Genomic DNA, 14,296 nt, shown 5'->3' with positions numbered 1-14,296 from the left:
GAACACCGACCAGTTCGTGCCGAACTCGTAGGCCATCACCAGGCCGGAGACGACGCCCATGCCGAAGACGATGGAGAACGCCTTGATCCAGTAGCGATAGAGATCGAGGAAAACCTGCCGCCCCGTCGCCAGCCACGCGCCCTCGAGCACGGCAAGATAGGCGGCAAGGCCGATCGAAAAGGCGGGAAAGATGATGTGAACGCCCACGGTAAAGGCGAACTGGAAGCGCGCAAGTAAAAGCGCTATGTCATGAGCGTTCTGCATTAGCCCTTTCCACGATCTCTCATCGCCGGGATAATCGCATCCCTTACGGACACAGCGCGGCAAATAATGAAAAACCAGCGCCAGATTTGGGACGATGTTCTTCGACGATTCGGAGAACCATAACAAATCAGATTCTGTCTTTTCGATATCACTTCGTCATCCAATGCAAACCCATACTTACGTATGATAGTCATTATCTGCACCGGTTGGCTCCCAGCAACGCTTGCGCGTCGCATCGCCCACGGCGGCCGGCTGTGCTCATTGCGCCGGATCGGACGTAGAAAGCCTTGCGGCATTGTCCAGACTCACCTCCCCGTTTTGAAACGTCCCCATTTGAGCGATGCCATCGCCTGGAACACGCCGTCGCGTAAAACAAGTCCGTGCAGGAGCGCTGCGCCGATGTGCGCCAGGACCGTCGCGATGAGTGTGAAAGCCAGGACCGTGTGGAGCTGCCTGAGCGCGGCAAAGAGCGCGGTGTTGTGCGGCAAAATCGGCGGCAAGGTGACTCCCGCCCACATGACAACCGGGTAGTCGCCGGCCGACAACATGCCCCATCCGACCAAGGGGAGAAGAAACATGCAGATATACAAAAGCCAATGTGTCGCCTTTGCCGCCACCTGCTGAATCGGTGGCACGGACTCCGGCAACGGCGGCACCCGGACCGCAAGCCGATTGATGAGCCGGATCGTCACCAGGACCAGAATGGCAATACCCAATGGGCGATGCAGCGACAGAAGTCTATGATACCAGGGACTTTCGGTGGAGACCATGAGCAGTCCTGAGAACATCATCGCGATGATCATCAGCGCCATGGCCCAGTGGAGGAATCGCGACAACGCCGAAAAGCGAATAAGAATCATGGGTGCTCTCCAACCGTGACCATGGCGGGCGTAATAGCACTCGGCGGCTTATGTTCGCCCGAGCGCAGTGTGAACGAACGCGCATACGCTGCGGCGCGGGCAGACGGAAAAGGATCGTCGGAAACGGCGATACCACTGGGGAGTACCGTGGGGTCGAACGTCAGACCGAGGCATGGGCCGCCGCCATCCTCACTTTCCGCCTTGTCGATCGTCAGGGTTCCGGCGTCGATTTGTTTCCTGGATGACGGCCAGGGCTTCGTTGGATCTGCAATGGGATCCCCTGCCGCACCAACCGTGACCACCATTTTCCAGGTCAGGGGTCCGTGGGCCAGCGCCTTGATAAGGTCTTCAAAAAGGTAGTTTTCCCCTGAGCCGGGTGCCCCCATGGATTGCTGCGGAACCAGGGCCCAGCGAACCGGTGTGGCCTTGCCGTCGTCATTGACGAACAGGAAGCTGTTCAGGCTGCGAAAGGTATCGTCAGCAAAGCCAGAGGTTACGGGCCGCGCCTTGATGATGGCGAGCGCCGCCGGCGTCTCGGGATTCGCCGTCATGAAGGCGGCGACCTTGGCCGGATCCGGTTTGTGTGTTGCGGCATCCTGAGTGGTCGCAAGCATAAGGCCGTTGAAGGCAAGGGGCGTCGCGGCGGGAAAGACCGGAAGATCAATGAGCGCCATGCGCCATTCGGACCCGCGGGGTGCGAAGAGATCCAACCCGACTCCACGAATAGTGTCGGGGGCATCCGCCTGGTAAGGCATCCCGCCGGCGAGATTGAAGCGGCCGATGACGCGTGAGCGTACTCTCGCGAAGACAGCAGCCCGGGAAAAGGAAACAGCCTGACCACTCCCGGCAAACCAGCCTGCAACGCAGACACCTTTGGCGTGATTGCGGCGAAAGCCGGGATGAACACCGTCCTGCTTCGCCAAGGTCTGCATGAAGGTGGCTTCGGTCAGTCTGCCAGGCGAGAATAATCCCCCGACATATGCCAGACCAAGAGCGAATATCGCCGGCACACCGGCAACGATCAGAATGGCGGGTGTCAGGAGTCGGCGAAAGAATGGTATTTCATGCTGCCGCACTGCACGATCCTTTTCCAGTTTGCAGCGAATAATTGACTGCCCGGAGCCTTTCGCAGTCAGTCACCAGACAACGCAATGGTTACACCAGAGACCTGGGCGTCAGGAGATCGGGGAGTCCGACCCTACGGAGCATCTCGGCACGCACCCGGTCGATCACGGCGAAGCTGACGCTGGCGCCATCGTCGGTCGGGTCGTAATGGATCCTGAACGGACGCTTGCCGAACGGCATGTCGATGACGGACACGATATCGTCCGCGACGCCGCGCGGATCGGCATCCTCAGGCACGATCGCGGCGAATGCCTTTAGTACCTCCTCGCCGAACCCGGCATAGGGGCCGGCCTCATACTCCGCCAGACGTGCCGCATCGGCCGGTCGCCCCGAATGCGCAAAATGATTTGTGCCCTTGGTGAAAGCGCCCGGCACGACGATCGTCGTCTCGATACCCCAGCGCGACAGTTCCCGGGCATAGAGGACCGCCAGCGAATCCATGGCAGCCTTGGCCGCGAAGTAGGGCGCGAGATAAGGCGGCGTGCCGCCCGCGGTACTGCTGCTCGACACCCACACCAGCAGGCCCCGCTTCGCCGCCCGCATGTGCGGAAGGACCGCGCGATTGACACGCTGGGTACCCAGCACGTTGACATCATATTGCTCGGCGAACTGCTCGGGCGTAAACGCCTCGGCGGGACCGAACATCATGTGGCCGGCATTATGGATCAGCACGTCGATCCTGCCGCTTTCGGCCGTGATCGACCCGACCGCTGCGTCGATGGACGACTCGGACTGCACGTCAAGCTCAATCGCGCGCAGCGCGACACCATCCCGCTTCGACGTCTCCGCCATGGCGAGCGCGTTTTGGGCGTTGCGGCCGGCGATATCGCGCATGGACGCATAGACGACATGTCCGGCCCTTGCGAGGGCTTCGGCCGTCAAGCGCCCAAAGCCGCTCGAAGCGCCCGTAATCAGAATAATTTTCTTAGTCATCGCAACATTTCCTCAACGACGGCGACCTCGTTCCTGATCCGGATACCGATCAGCACATACCGCCGTTGGCGCGGATCGTCTGACCATTGATCCATCCGCCCTCGGGGCCGACGAGGAAAGAGACCACGTTCGCGATGTCCTGCGTCTGTCCAAGGCGCTCAAGTGGGTTCATTTTCGCCATGCGGTCGATGACTTCGGGACTCTTGCCATGCAGAAAGAGTTCCGTCGCGACCGGACCGGGCGCGACAGCATTGACGGTGATGCCGCGCCCGCGCATCTCCTGCGCCAGAACCTGCGTCAGTGCCTCGACCGCAGCCTTGGATGCGACGTAAATGCCATAAGTCGGCAGGCGCACGCCTATCACGCTGGTCGATAAATTGATAATGCGCCCGCCGTCACGCAGCCGCTTTGCCGCCTCGCGACACGGGTTGAACGTTCCCTTGAGATTGACGGCGATGGTCTGGTCGAAGGTCTGATCGTCGGCGTCGGCGATCGTGGTGTTTTTCATAATGCCGGCACAATTGATGACCATATCGACGCCGCCGAATGCCTGTTCGGCAGCATCGAACATCCCTGCGACGGCTACGGGGTCCGCCACGTCGGCCTGAACCGCGACGGCCTTGCCGCCGCCCGCTTCGATCCGGGCGACAACCTCCAGGGCAGGCGCTGCGTTGCCCGCATAGTTCACCACGACGGCACATCCATCGGCCGCCAGGCATAAGGCCAGTTCGGCGCCGATGCCCCGGGACGATCCGGTGACGATGGCAACCTTGTTCGACAACCGACTCATGACACTGTCCTTTCCGTAGCCTCGCAGGCACCAAAAACTCCCGCTGGCTACCACGCGGCCATGGATCAGCGCATTCATACTAAAGTTTTAGCCCACCACAGGACGGGGTGGCCTTGAGTGTGAACGTTACGTTGCAGGGGAATTGCTAGATCGTCTGGTTGTCACTTTCCATTTTGACGCTCCGACTGCTCCCGCATACGCGCCCTGACGTAAAAAGGCAGACTGATCACAGTAATAGCCATCGCGGCAATGGCGAACGCCGAGGCCCAATACCCCGCATTGAACTCCCAGCCTGTTGCGCGCTCGCGGAGCAGCAACGTGACGCCAAGCGCCCCAGAATGCATCGATATAGAGTGCGCTAACTCTTTCGACTCATGTCAGGGGGAAGTCCCTTCGGCCGTCTGCCTGTTACTCATGATTGCTCCTTTTTGGGACTCGCTACGCAGTGGCGAGCCAGTTTTCGACCTTCAGGCCACCCACACGTTCGAACTCACTGGTGTTGGTGGTGACGAGCACCGCGCCAACGGCACAAGCATGTGCGGCAATTAAGAGATCGTTCGGGCCGATCGGCTTTCCGGCCGCCTCGAGATCCACCCGGATGCGGCCGTATTCAGCGTCGGCAGGGAGATCAAGGGCGAGCACAGTGGTGCTCTCCAGGATCGCCTCGATCTGCGCCGTCAGTCTCGGCGAGCCCTTCTTCACGCAGCCATAACGAAGTTCGGCGGCGGTGATTACGCTCACACAGATTGCGTCGTCACCGACGGACGCGATATGCTGAGCGGCCGTACCCTGAGGATTCCGGGCCAGATCAGAGACGATATTGGTGTCCAGCATGAAGAGCGCGGTCACAGGTCAATGTCCCGCGCCGGCAGCAGTGTTCTGTCGATATCGGGGAAAGCGTCTTCGGCTGGTAGGGGCTCCAGTTCGGCAAGGACGGCGGACAAACGCTTTCCAGGCACGGGTTCGATGATCAGCCGTGAACCCTCCCGGTGAATCAGGACCCGCTCACCGGGAAACTCGAAGTCGGCCGGAATGCGAACCGCCTGGCTCTTGTTGTTCCGAAAGAGTTTAGCCTCACGTGGGGGGAGGCACCCATCTGGCTACGGTAGGGCATGTGGCGCTCCATGTATATCCATTGCATATACACGGTGAGGCGGCGCCTTTCAACCGGGATCTCACGGCTGCTTTCGGGGGAGAGCAGACAGACCGCTTCGGAGCGCGCAGCGATGTTTCCTGCCGTTCAATTCAATCACGTGTGACGGCCCGCACGGCGATACGCAATGCGGGGCTGTCGACGCGGATGACGCGCCAGGGCCGGGCGTTGCCGACCGATGGCGCCAGATCCATCGCAGCGCGCAGCCGGGAGATGACCGGCTCGTCGATCGGATCGGGGCGAAAATGGTGGACGTCCCTTCGCCAGCGCAGGATACGATTCAGGGTCGAGGCGTCGGATTCCGTGAATTCCATCGGGTCAGTCTTTCAGACCGGTGGGGCAGGCCTGTCCAGCCATGTCCGCCCTGATCGCGCATCATGCGTGGCCGTTCAGCAGGATGATGAGGACCATGAGGGCGGCCAGCATCACCATGGCCCGGCGATACAGGGTCAGTCCGCGCACGAGGTCGGCCGGCTGCTGGTCCGGCGCGGCGCCGTTGAGCCACGGTTCGTCGGCCACCCGGCCGGCATAGGTGGGTGGCCCAGAGAGGCGAATGCCGAGCGCGGTGGATGCGGCCGCGCGTTCCGGCATTGTTCGGTGTCATGCGGCGAGACGAGGTATCTCGCGGTCCACCAATCGCAAGTATCGTCGGTTGTTTTCCTCCGCAGCCAACGACACCATTCAAAACCCTGCCAAGCCCCTGGCTTGGCAGGGTTCTTTGTTGCGCACAGCACGACGCGCCTATTGCATATCCGACCATTTCAACGGCTTGACGCTCGCAGGTTCAAGTCGGGGGCCATACCCCCACAACCAACTGCCGCGTCAACCGGCGGAGCAGGGCATGCTCCGGCATAAAAGAAAGGGCCGGGGGACAGGGAGATGCCGCCTCGGGTACGTGCAGACACTGGTGATGACGGACATCGCGACCGGCTGGACGGAATGAGTGCCGCTTTCTGCTTCGGGAGCAATATGTTTTGACGAAGGTTCTCGACGACGTGCGCACACGTTTTGCGTTTCCGGTGCTCGGAATCGACGCGGACAACGACAGCGTATTCATAAATGAGACGGTCAAGGCGTATTGTGCCGACTCGGCATGAACTGGGCGTCGGGCCGTATCTCGAGGGGTAGGAGCACCGACCCTCGGCAGGCTTTCGAGGTGATCAGGCTGGCACCGCGGGCAACCGGACAGTGGTATTATGCCATTAGGCTCAGGACTCGTTACGGCAGCCAGTATGTGACGACGGCGGCGAGGCAGATGGCCGAAAAGAAGGTATGAGCGCAGCGGTCGTAGCGCATGGCGATGCGGCGCCAGTCCTTCAGGCGGCCAAACATGTTCTCGACCTTGTGCCGCCTACGGTATCGCCCCTTGTCGTGCGGGATCGGCACCTTGCGGCTTTTCGTCGACGGGATGCAGGGTTCGATCCGACGCTCGGCCAGCGCCTGTCGGAAACGATTGCTGTCGTAGCCCCGATCGCCGATCAGGTGGCGGGCGGCAGGCAAGCGCGGCAGAAGTAGGGCCGCGCCCCTGTGGTCGCTCATCTGCCCTTCGGTCAGCAACATCGCGACCGGACGGCCTTCCCCGTCACAGACGGCGTGCAGCTTGGAGTTCAGCCCGCCTCTGGTGCGTCCGATCCGACGCGCAGCACCCCCTTTTTAAGTAGGCTGGCCGCCGTGCGATGCGCCTTCAGATGTGTGCTGTCGATCATCAACTCGTCCGGTACCCCAGCCTTGCCGGTCAGGGCAGAGAAGATCTGGGCAAACACGCCGAGGCGGCTCCAGCGGATGAAGCGGTTGTAGAGCGTCTTATGCGGCCCGTAGCCGCTCGGCGCATCCTTCCATTGCAGCCCATTCCTGATCACGTAGATAATGCCGCTCAGCATGCGGCGGTCGTCCACACGCTTCAGGCCACGAGATTTCGGGAAATACGGCCGCAGCACGCGCATCTTGCTCGCAGACAGCATCGGCAGATCAGACATCGGGTTCTCCTTCCCGACGCCACTCGAATCACATCACACCAACACCGTAAAGGGTCCTGAGCCTAGGCATGCCTCAGATTGCCGATGCCGTGTGCTCCGGCAATCAAGGGAGGGCCGCGTCAAGCGGGCATTGCGCCATATAAGCATGAAACACCCCGAAATTGGTTTCCTTGCGCACATTCGTGAACCCGGCCTCGCGCAGTCGCGTCAGGATCCGGTCGGGCGAGACGCATTCTTCGATCGTCTCCCAATAATAGTGCATTAGCGTCCGGCTGTCCCTCGATGCAGCGACACCGGAGAGAAACGGCACGATTTGGCCTAGATAGAAACGCATCAGAGACTGGGCCATCGGGCTGTGGGCCCGGCCGATCTCGAGAATCAGCAGCGCACCGCCCGGCCGAATGACGCGGCGATATTCCGCGAATGTGGCGGCAAGATCGTCCACATGTCGCAGCGCATAGCCCATGCTAAGCATGTCCACGCCGGCATCGGGTACTGGCAGGTGTTGTGCGTCGGCCAGCACCAGGCCGATCGGAAGTCGCTGCCGGCACGCGGCCAGCATCCCCGGGCTCATGTCCAGTCCCACGACATTCCCCGCACCAGTAATGCGCGCGGCCTCCCGTGCTACCAGCCCGGTACCCGTCGCGACGTCCAGCAGGCTCTGACCGGCCACGAGGCCCGCGCGCCGCAATATTCGCCGACGATACCATCCACCAGTTCCCAGCGAGAAGATGGCGTTGATCCGGTCGTAATACCGCGCTGTCCGGTCGAAGATCGATCGCACGAACGCCACCCGGTCGCCCTCAGTCCGGTAATAGCCCGTCAGCACTGGGTGAGGCGGGGAAGGGGACGTCTCAGGCATCGAACATCGCTCCGGTGTCATGCATGTGCGGGACGGCAACTGCCCCACGTGGGCGGGTATCGTGGTTCTCATAGACGGATTGCGCGGGATAGTCTCGGGTCTACCCTGCGTTTAAGATATCCTCATGATGTCTGCTTGCCGCCACGTCGTCCTCGTGCCGTCCTATAATTCCGGCCCGCTCTTGCTCGAAACGGTCGTGGGCGTGCTGCGTGCATGGCCCGATGTCGTCGTGGTAATCGACGGCAGCACCGATGGTAGCGACGCGGCTCTGGCCGCGCTGGTCCCCGGCAATCCGGGGCTGGAGATCGTCCGTTGTGTCCGCAACAGGGGCAAAGGCAGCGCGGTGCTGGCCGGAGCCCTGCGTGCATCAGCGCGGGGCTTTACCCATGTGCTCACAATGGACGCGGACGGGCAGCACCCGCCCGAAGCGATCCGGGACTTCATCGAACGCTCTCGCGCGCACCCGGGGGCGATGATCCTCGGTGCGCCGATCTTCGGCGCCGATGCGCCTGTTGTACGAGTTTGGGGCCGCAAGATCGCCAACGGACTGGCGAGACTGAAGACGGCCGGAGCGGTGCAGGACTGCCTGTTCGGCTTCCGAGTCTATCCACTGGGCGACCTACTGGCCGTGATGCGTTCCTCGCGCTTCATGACGGGCTTCGATTTCGATCCGGAACTGGCTGTGCGGCTGTGCTGGCGCGGGGTGCCGGTCATCAACGTGCCGACAACGGTGCGTTATCCCTCGCGCGCCGAGGGTGGGATATCGCATTTTCGCTACGGCCGCGACAATCTCCGGCTCGGCTTCATGCATCTGCGGCTGGCCGGTGCGTGGGCATGGCGGAGCGTGCGGTCACACCTCGGAATGCCGCCACCGTCGTTCTGAGCGAGACATGCGCGAAGTCGCGGATGACCATCCGCCTTACCCCGGCCTCGGCGATCATCAGCACCACCACGCAGCCGATCGCGCCGCCTCGCATCGGCCAGCGCCACGCGCCCTGGGGACCGAGCGCGTAAAGAAGGAGCGGCGCCGCCAGCGCTAGTGCGAAAAACACGCACCAGAATACCGTCAGTCGCCTCGTGTATCGCGCGACATCCGGGCGCAACGCGCCATGCACATGACGAGCGAGGCCCGAGATCAGCGGCTCGTGCCCAGGGCAGAGCGACAGGGCGAACAGACGCAGACACCCGCCGAAAGCGACGACGTAAATCAGGCCGCCGTCAAGGTCGACGGCCGGGACCGGCCATCGCAGCGCCAGCGGCAGCGCGAGTAGCGTCAGGGGTAACGGAAACCAGCGTCCCAGTGCCAGAGCCATGGCTAACCCTTGCGACAGAAGCATCACCCCGGCCGCGAGCCGGGATGTTCCGCCAATGGGAGAGAGATGCGCGCAAACGAGCGATGCGATGAGAAACAACGTGGCAACCCCCCGCCGAACCGCCACATTCCGGGCACCGGCGCGCCACTTTGCGTCCGTAGGCATCTGTGATAGCACGACGCTCAATTCCTCTCATGGCATGAACTCATGGTGAATACGAACAGTACAGCAGCGGCACAAACCCCATTTGAACACGAGATGGCCGAACGCCTGATCCAGGCACTGCAGCTCGACATCATGGTGGACGAAATCGTGCCTGATGCTCCGCTGTTCGGCGATGGACTCGGCCTCGATTCGATTGATGCGCTGGAGATCGCCCTGCTGGTCAGCCGCGACTATGGCATCACGCTGAAATCCGACGACCCCGACAACAAGACGATCTTCGCCTCCTTGCGCGCGCTGTCCGACCACATACAGGCGCACCGCAAGGCGGCCTGATGCCGTACGACAGCCCCACCTTCGCGCGCCCGGCGTGGCCCGACCTCTCCCTCGTCTTCGCGCCCGACCGGGTTCTGTTCCGGGGGCAGGGCGGCCCGGTGACGGGACACGGATTTCTGCATGCGGCCCACGCGCTCGCGTCCCGTTTGCCGGACCGGCCCGTCGTTATCATGTGCCGGGAGGTGCGCGCTTTCGCGCTGCTCTTCGCCGCAACTTTGTTGCGAGGACAGCACGCGATTCTGAGCAGCGACCGGACATCGGCCCATCTCGGCGCGCTTGCCGCCCGGCACGGCGCGATCTGCGCGACTATTGCCGACGACCCGGAAAGCGGTCATCTGCCTGAAGACGGCCTCGTTTTCCCTGACCCGTTCCATGGCACGTACCAGCCCGGCATGGCCTCGGTGCCGAACCCCGTGCTGCCGCCCGACAGGCTGGCGGCACTCGTCTTCACCTCCGGCAGCACTGGCGAGCCCGTGGGGCACGTCAAGCACTGGGGCGCGCTGGTCGCGCGCAGCGTCGTCGCGTGCGGCCTGCTCGATCCCGACCCGGAGGCCGCCAGCCTGATCGGCACGGTGCCACCTTATCATATGTATGGGTTCGAGACGCTGGTGCTCCAGACGCTGCATACCCGCGTCACCGCCATCACTGGCCCTGATCGCTATCCCGCCGACTGGCAGGGGCAGTTCGAACAGGCGCCTGTGCCACGCATCCTGATCACGACGCCGCTGCAATTGCGTAGTCTTGCCCGGGCCGGGCTCGCGGTGCCGTCGATCCGGCGCGTGGTCTCGGCGGCGGCACCATTGCCGGACGACCTGGCGGCGGAAGCGGAGCGCGCACTAAAGACCGAGGTGATGGAGATCTACGGCGCGACCGAGATCGGTTCGGTTGCCACGCGCCGCACGCTCGATGGTCCATGCTGGCGTCTTTATGACGGCATCGTGCTGGATGTGGCTGACGGGCATGCCACCATCGCGGCGCCGGGTGCCGCGTCTCATCCACTGTCCGACCTCGTCGCGCGTGAGGGCGCGCGGGGGTTCCGGCTGCTGGGCCGCGTCGGCGATGTCGTCAAGCTCGCCGGCAAGCGCGCCTCGCTCGCTGCTCTCAACGCCACGCTGCTGGCCATCGACGGGGTGGAAGATGGCGCGTTTCTGGCGCCTGATGAGGCGGCGACGGGCGCCTGGGCGCGCATGCGGGCCTTCGCGGTTGCCCCGGGGCGTGATCCCGACCAACTGCTCGACGCGCTGCGGGCTCGGATCGAGCCGGCTTTCCTGCCGCGCCGCGTCGACCTGGTGCCGGCCATGCCGCGCAATGCGGTGGGTAAGCTCACTGTTCAGGCACTGCGCGGTCTGGCCGACCGGACGGATGGCGCGGAGGAACTCGGGACATTCAGCCTGCCGCCGGATCATCCCGCCTTGCCAGGGCATTTCCCGGGCCAACCCGTCGTCCCGGGCGTGTTGCTGGCGCTAGGCGGCCTCGCCTGCCTCGAACGTGCCGGGTTGTCCGCGCCGGGGCTGTCGGTCAGTACGGTCAAGTTCGTGCGTCCCGTTCTGCCGGGACAAGTGGTGGCGTTCTCCGCGCGCCGCGCGGGCGACACCGTTCGCCTGACCGGCCGCCACGACGGCGAACCCGTGCTGCAAGCCATCCTGCGGCAGCGGTCCGGATCATGACACGCACCGATCCGCGCTGGGTGGTACCGGAACGTGGCAACCGGCTCGCCATGGGCATGCTGCTGGCGTTGGCACAGCGTCTTGGTCGGCGGCGGGTGGGGGGGCTGCTCTGGCCGATCTGCTTGTACTTCTTCCTGACCCATCCTGCTGCGCGGCGCGGTTCGGTAACCTATCTGCGGCGTGTGCTCGACCGCGCGCCGACGGCGCACGACACGCTATGCCACATGCATGTTTTCGCGCAGTACGTGCTCGACCGCGTGTTTTTCCTGCTCGACACCCCAGACCGGCCTACCATTTGTGTGACTGGGCGTGCGGCGTTCGAGGACGCTGTCGCCAAGGGCCGTGGCTGCCTGCTTCTTAGTGCGCATATCGGCTCGTTCGAGGCCCTGCGGGTCATCGGCCTGGGTCACGACATCCGCATGCGCATGCTGATGTATCGCGCCATTCTGGGCGGTACCACGGCGGCGCTCGAGGCCCTCGCGCCCGGCTATGCCGCTTCCATCATCCCGATCGGGCGCGAGGATACGATGCTTCGGGTCGCCGAAAGCCTCGCACAGGGAGAGGTCGTGGGCGTGCTCGGCGACCGCACTGCCTCGGTCGGGCGGACGGTGCGCGTGCCGTTCCTTGGGCGGGAGGTGCAGCTTCCCGATGGGCCGTTCCGCCTCGCACTGGCGACGGGCGCGCCGGTGGTGCTGGCCCGTGCGTTGCGCCAGCGCGACGGCAGCTACGAGGTTCGGTTCGAACCGCTCTCCGTCACGATGCCCTCAACGGCGTCGGATCGTGCGCGCTTCATCCGGGAAGCGGCCTCGCATTACGCTGCGTGGATGGAGGCTGCTTGCCGCGAGCAGCCCTTCGCCTGGTTCAATTTCTACGATTACTGGAAGGATGTGGCATGAGGCGGGTGGAGCAGATATGCGCCGCGGCCCTCGTCGCATTCGGGCTGACCTGCGGTGTGAACGATGCCCGCGCCACGCCACCTCCAGCCGCCCCGGACCCGGCCACCGCCCCCGATCGCGCTCTGGCGCGCGAGATCATCTCCCGCCTCGGACAGGTACCCGAGCGCACTCGCCCGTTTCACGAAACGCGTGAGATCGCGGCCCTGACGCGCCCGCTCGTCACCAGCGGCGTGCTCATCTTCCGTCGCCCGGCCTATCTGCGGCAATCCACGCTCGTCCCGCATCATGAGGAAATGATCCTCGACGGCAACGCTGTCTCGATCCAGCGCGGGACCGATAGTGCCCATGTCGTGGCGCTCGACCAGAGCCCCGCGCTGGCCGTGCTGGCCACCACGCTGCGCGCGCCGCTGGAGGGCGATATCGCGGCGCTCGACCGGTATTACACCCTGGCCGCGACGGGCGACGACCGGGCTTGGATGCTGGTCATGACCCCGTCCGACCCGGACGCGATGCGTTTCGTGCGCACGGTCAGCCTGTGGGGCCGCAACAATGCGATCGACAGGCTGCGCGTGGTGCTGGCCAATGGCGACGTGCAGACGCTGACGATCGACCCGTGATCCGGCCTGTCATGTTTCGGACGGCCGCGCCATGGCGGCTGGCGCTGGCATTGCTGGCATCCGCCCTGTTCGCGGCGGCCGTCTGCATGCTCGTGCCCCTGCACATGGACATGGCAGGTTTTCTGCCGCAAGGGCAGGACGCCGGCGCGCGGTTTCTGTTGCGCGAAGTACAGCAGGGCATGGCCGGCACGGTCATCACCCTTGGCATCGACGGGGCGGATGAGGCCGATCTGGCGCGCCTCAGCTTCGGCCTACGCGATGCGCTGGTCCATGACGCCCGCTTCGCCGCGGTGCTGGATGGGGCCTTCGCCCCGGCGGAAAGCGAGGCATTGCGGAACCTGCTGTTCGATCATCGTTACGCACTGGCCACAGACGATGCGACCCGCGATTTCAGTCCCGCCGCACTGAAACAGGACCTGTCCAGGACCATCGACACGCTGGGCTCGAATGCAGCCACCGGGCTGGACGATCTTTTGCTGCGCGACCCTACGGGGGCGTTCATTCAGACGGTTATGGCGCTTCAGCCCGACATGCATGTCGCTCCGCGCCATGGCGTCTGGTTCGCACCCGACCGTCCGGCGGCCGAGCCGCGCGCCCTGCTGCTGATCCGCACGCGCGCAGGCGGCCTGGATATCGCTGGGCAGGCCAGCGCGCAATCGGCCATCCGCGCGGCCTTTGCGCGCCTGAATCCGGGAAGCGCACACCTTGTTCTCAGCGGGCCGGGCGTGTTCGCGGTGGCGTCCGCGACCGCCATGCGCGCCGATATCGATATGATGGCCGTGTTCTCGATGCTGATCGTCGCGGCCATCCTGATCTGGCGGTTTCGCTCGCTCTGGGTGCTGGCGGCGATCGGGGTGCCTTTCCTGCTGTCGCTGGGTGTCGCGATGATCGTCGTGCGTCTGGTCTTCGGCGCAGTGCACGGCATCGCGTTCGGCTTCGGCATGACGATGCTGGGCGTCTCGCTCGACTATCCGGTGCTGCTGATCGGGCATCGCGACCGGGGGGAGGGGCCAGAGGCCACGCTGCACCGGATCGGGCGCAGCCTGCGCCTCGGTGTGGCAACCGCGGTGCTGGGCCTGACGGGCATGATCTTCTGCGGCCTGCCGGGCCTCGGCCAGCTCGGGCTCTTCGCGGCGACGGGGCTTGTAACAGCGGCGGCGGTCACGTTGCTGGTCATGCCCGGCCTCATCGTGTCGGCCGATCTCGCGCCTCGCATCAGTGGTCCATCGCGAGTGCTGCGAAAGGTGGAGGAATGGCGGCGCTGGCGTACGCTGTGTGTGCTGCCGGCGGCGGCCGCCCTCGGCGCGCTGGCGCTGCACCCGCTCCAGATCGACGCAACCTT

The 14,296-nt window shown here is 64.2% G+C and carries 17 protein-coding genes and 1 pseudogene; 6 read left to right on the top strand and 12 right to left on the bottom strand.

Annotation, left to right across the window (positions count from 1 at the left end):
• The 11 genes and pseudogenes from HUK84_RS04265 to HUK84_RS04215 form a co-directional block, all read right to left on the bottom strand.
• Positions 1-264 (bottom strand): cytochrome ubiquinol oxidase subunit I (locus tag HUK84_RS04265; RefSeq protein WP_176639147.1); only part of this gene is annotated, 264 nt, incomplete at its 3' end.
• A gap of 305 nt (positions 265-569) precedes the next feature.
• Positions 570-1,124 carry a cytochrome b gene (locus HUK84_RS04260; RefSeq protein ID WP_176639146.1) on the bottom strand — a complete coding sequence of 185 codons (555 nt, stop codon included), beginning with the start codon at positions 1,122-1,124 and terminating at the stop codon, positions 570-572.
• The gene (locus HUK84_RS04255) at positions 1,121-2,200 is read right to left on the bottom strand and encodes a catalase family peroxidase (RefSeq protein ID WP_176639145.1); all 1,080 of its coding nucleotides are present in this window, start codon (positions 2,198-2,200) and stop codon (positions 1,121-1,123) included. Before HUK84_RS04255 ends, HUK84_RS04260 begins: the two co-directional genes overlap by 4 nt.
• 79 nt (positions 2,201-2,279) lie before the next feature.
• Positions 2,280-3,182: an SDR family oxidoreductase gene (locus tag HUK84_RS04250; protein ID WP_176639144.1), complete on the bottom strand. Its 903-nt coding sequence runs from the start codon at positions 3,180-3,182 to the stop codon at positions 2,280-2,282.
• 49 nt (positions 3,183-3,231) lie between these two features.
• Positions 3,232-4,050, bottom strand: coding sequence for an SDR family oxidoreductase (locus tag HUK84_RS04245; RefSeq protein ID WP_456306658.1), 819 nt, complete (start codon positions 4,048-4,050; stop codon positions 3,232-3,234).
• Positions 4,051-4,410: 360 nt separating this feature from the next.
• Positions 4,411-4,821, bottom strand: a complete 411-nt coding sequence (locus HUK84_RS04240; RefSeq protein WP_176639143.1) for a type II toxin-antitoxin system VapC family toxin — start codon at positions 4,819-4,821, stop codon at positions 4,411-4,413.
• Positions 4,818-5,024: pseudogene (locus HUK84_RS04235) on the bottom strand (antitoxin); the annotation flags it as partial. The pseudogene HUK84_RS04235 and the gene HUK84_RS04240, both read right to left, overlap by 4 nt.
• 193 nt (positions 5,025-5,217) lie before the next feature.
• The gene (locus HUK84_RS04230) at positions 5,218-5,439 is read right to left on the bottom strand and encodes a nitroreductase family protein (protein ID WP_218064205.1); all 222 of its coding nucleotides are present in this window, start codon (positions 5,437-5,439) and stop codon (positions 5,218-5,220) included.
• Positions 5,440-5,500: 61 nt separating this feature from the next.
• Complete coding sequence (locus tag HUK84_RS04225) at positions 5,501-5,716, bottom strand: hypothetical protein (RefSeq protein ID WP_176639142.1); 216 nt, start codon at positions 5,714-5,716, stop codon at positions 5,501-5,503.
• Positions 5,717-6,343: 627 nt separating this feature from the next.
• Positions 6,344-7,101, bottom strand: a protein-coding gene (locus HUK84_RS04220; protein ID WP_176639141.1) for an IS5 family transposase whose coding sequence is annotated in 2 segments (ribosomal slippage) — positions 6,344-6,768 and positions 6,768-7,101 — 759 coding nt in all. Because the reading frame shifts where the segments join, the coding sequence is not laid out codon by codon here.
• Positions 7,102-7,204: 103 nt separating this feature from the next.
• Positions 7,205-7,963 (bottom strand): class I SAM-dependent methyltransferase, encoded by a 759-nt coding sequence (locus tag HUK84_RS04215; RefSeq protein WP_176639140.1) that lies wholly within the window; start codon positions 7,961-7,963, stop codon positions 7,205-7,207.
• A gap of 124 nt (positions 7,964-8,087) precedes the next feature.
• Here HUK84_RS04215 and HUK84_RS04210 point away from each other — a divergent pair, with 124 nt between their 5' ends.
• Complete coding sequence (locus tag HUK84_RS04210; RefSeq protein WP_176639139.1) at positions 8,088-8,846, top strand: glycosyltransferase family 2 protein; 759 nt, start codon at positions 8,088-8,090, stop codon at positions 8,844-8,846.
• On the opposite strand, the gene HUK84_RS04205 is transcribed toward HUK84_RS04210, so the two are convergent.
• Positions 8,767-9,276, bottom strand: a complete 510-nt coding sequence (locus tag HUK84_RS04205; protein ID WP_176639138.1) for a COG4648 family protein — start codon at positions 9,274-9,276, stop codon at positions 8,767-8,769. The genes HUK84_RS04210 and HUK84_RS04205 overlap by 80 nt on opposite strands.
• A 207-nt stretch (positions 9,277-9,483) precedes the next feature.
• On the opposite strand from HUK84_RS04205, the gene HUK84_RS04200 reads away from it, so the two are divergent.
• The 5 genes from HUK84_RS04200 to HUK84_RS04180 all read left to right on the top strand — a co-directional run.
• Positions 9,484-9,774, top strand: coding sequence for a phosphopantetheine-binding protein (locus HUK84_RS04200; RefSeq protein WP_176639137.1), 291 nt, complete (start codon positions 9,484-9,486; stop codon positions 9,772-9,774).
• Positions 9,774-11,441, top strand: a complete 1,668-nt coding sequence (locus HUK84_RS04195) for an AMP-binding protein (protein WP_176639136.1) — start codon at positions 9,774-9,776, stop codon at positions 11,439-11,441. The genes HUK84_RS04200 and HUK84_RS04195 overlap by 1 nt, the downstream gene beginning before the upstream one ends.
• Positions 11,438-12,337, top strand: a complete 900-nt coding sequence (locus HUK84_RS04190) for an LpxL/LpxP family acyltransferase (RefSeq protein WP_176639135.1) — start codon at positions 11,438-11,440, stop codon at positions 12,335-12,337. Before HUK84_RS04195 ends, HUK84_RS04190 begins: the two co-directional genes overlap by 4 nt.
• On the top strand, positions 12,334-12,954 hold the full coding sequence (locus tag HUK84_RS04185; RefSeq protein ID WP_176639134.1) for a LolA-related protein: 621 nt from the start codon (positions 12,334-12,336) through the stop codon (positions 12,952-12,954). Before HUK84_RS04190 ends, HUK84_RS04185 begins: the two co-directional genes overlap by 4 nt.
• A gap of 11 nt (positions 12,955-12,965) precedes the next feature.
• On the top strand, positions 12,966-14,296 hold a 1,331-nt coding region (locus HUK84_RS04180), incomplete at its 3' end, for an MMPL family transporter (RefSeq protein WP_176639133.1).

Origin of the sequence: Nguyenibacter vanlangensis, from assembly GCF_013376155.1 — a bacterium.
Classification (GTDB): domain Bacteria; phylum Pseudomonadota; class Alphaproteobacteria; order Acetobacterales; family Acetobacteraceae; genus Gluconacetobacter; species Gluconacetobacter vanlangensis.
Note: the sequence above shows the minus strand (reverse complement) of the source record. Positions and strands in the feature narration are given on the sequence as shown.

What these genes read in the sequence shown, in the direction of transcription:
- HUK84_RS04260 (WP_176639146.1), bottom strand. Translation starts at nt 1,124, where the DNA reads ATGATTCTTATTCGCTTTTCGGCGTTGTCGCGATTCCTCCACTGGGCC.
- HUK84_RS04250 (WP_176639144.1), bottom strand. Translation starts at nt 3,182, where the DNA reads ATGACTAAGAAAATTATTCTGATTACGGGCGCTTCGAGCGGCTTTGGG.
- HUK84_RS04245 (WP_456306658.1), bottom strand. Translation starts at nt 4,050, where the DNA reads ATGAATGCGCTGATCCATGGCCGCGTGGTAGCCAGCGGGAGTTTTTGG.
- HUK84_RS04230 (WP_218064205.1), bottom strand. Translation starts at nt 5,439, where the DNA reads ATGGAATTCACGGAATCCGACGCCTCGACCCTGAATCGTATCCTGCGC.
- HUK84_RS04225 (WP_176639142.1), bottom strand. Translation starts at nt 5,716, where the DNA reads ATGCCGGAACGCGCGGCCGCATCCACCGCGCTCGGCATTCGCCTCTCT.
- HUK84_RS04215 (WP_176639140.1), bottom strand. Translation starts at nt 7,963, where the DNA reads ATGCCTGAGACGTCCCCTTCCCCGCCTCACCCAGTGCTGACGGGCTAT.
- HUK84_RS04210 (WP_176639139.1), top strand. Translation starts at nt 8,088, where the DNA reads ATGATGTCTGCTTGCCGCCACGTCGTCCTCGTGCCGTCCTATAATTCC.
- HUK84_RS04205 (WP_176639138.1), bottom strand. Translation starts at nt 9,276, where the DNA reads ATGGCTCTGGCACTGGGACGCTGGTTTCCGTTACCCCTGACGCTACTC.
- HUK84_RS04200 (WP_176639137.1), top strand. Translation starts at nt 9,484, where the DNA reads ATGGTGAATACGAACAGTACAGCAGCGGCACAAACCCCATTTGAACAC.
- HUK84_RS04195 (WP_176639136.1), top strand. Translation starts at nt 9,774, where the DNA reads ATGCCGTACGACAGCCCCACCTTCGCGCGCCCGGCGTGGCCCGACCTC.
- HUK84_RS04190 (WP_176639135.1), top strand. Translation starts at nt 11,438, where the DNA reads ATGACACGCACCGATCCGCGCTGGGTGGTACCGGAACGTGGCAACCGG.
- HUK84_RS04185 (WP_176639134.1), top strand. Translation starts at nt 12,334, where the DNA reads ATGAGGCGGGTGGAGCAGATATGCGCCGCGGCCCTCGTCGCATTCGGG.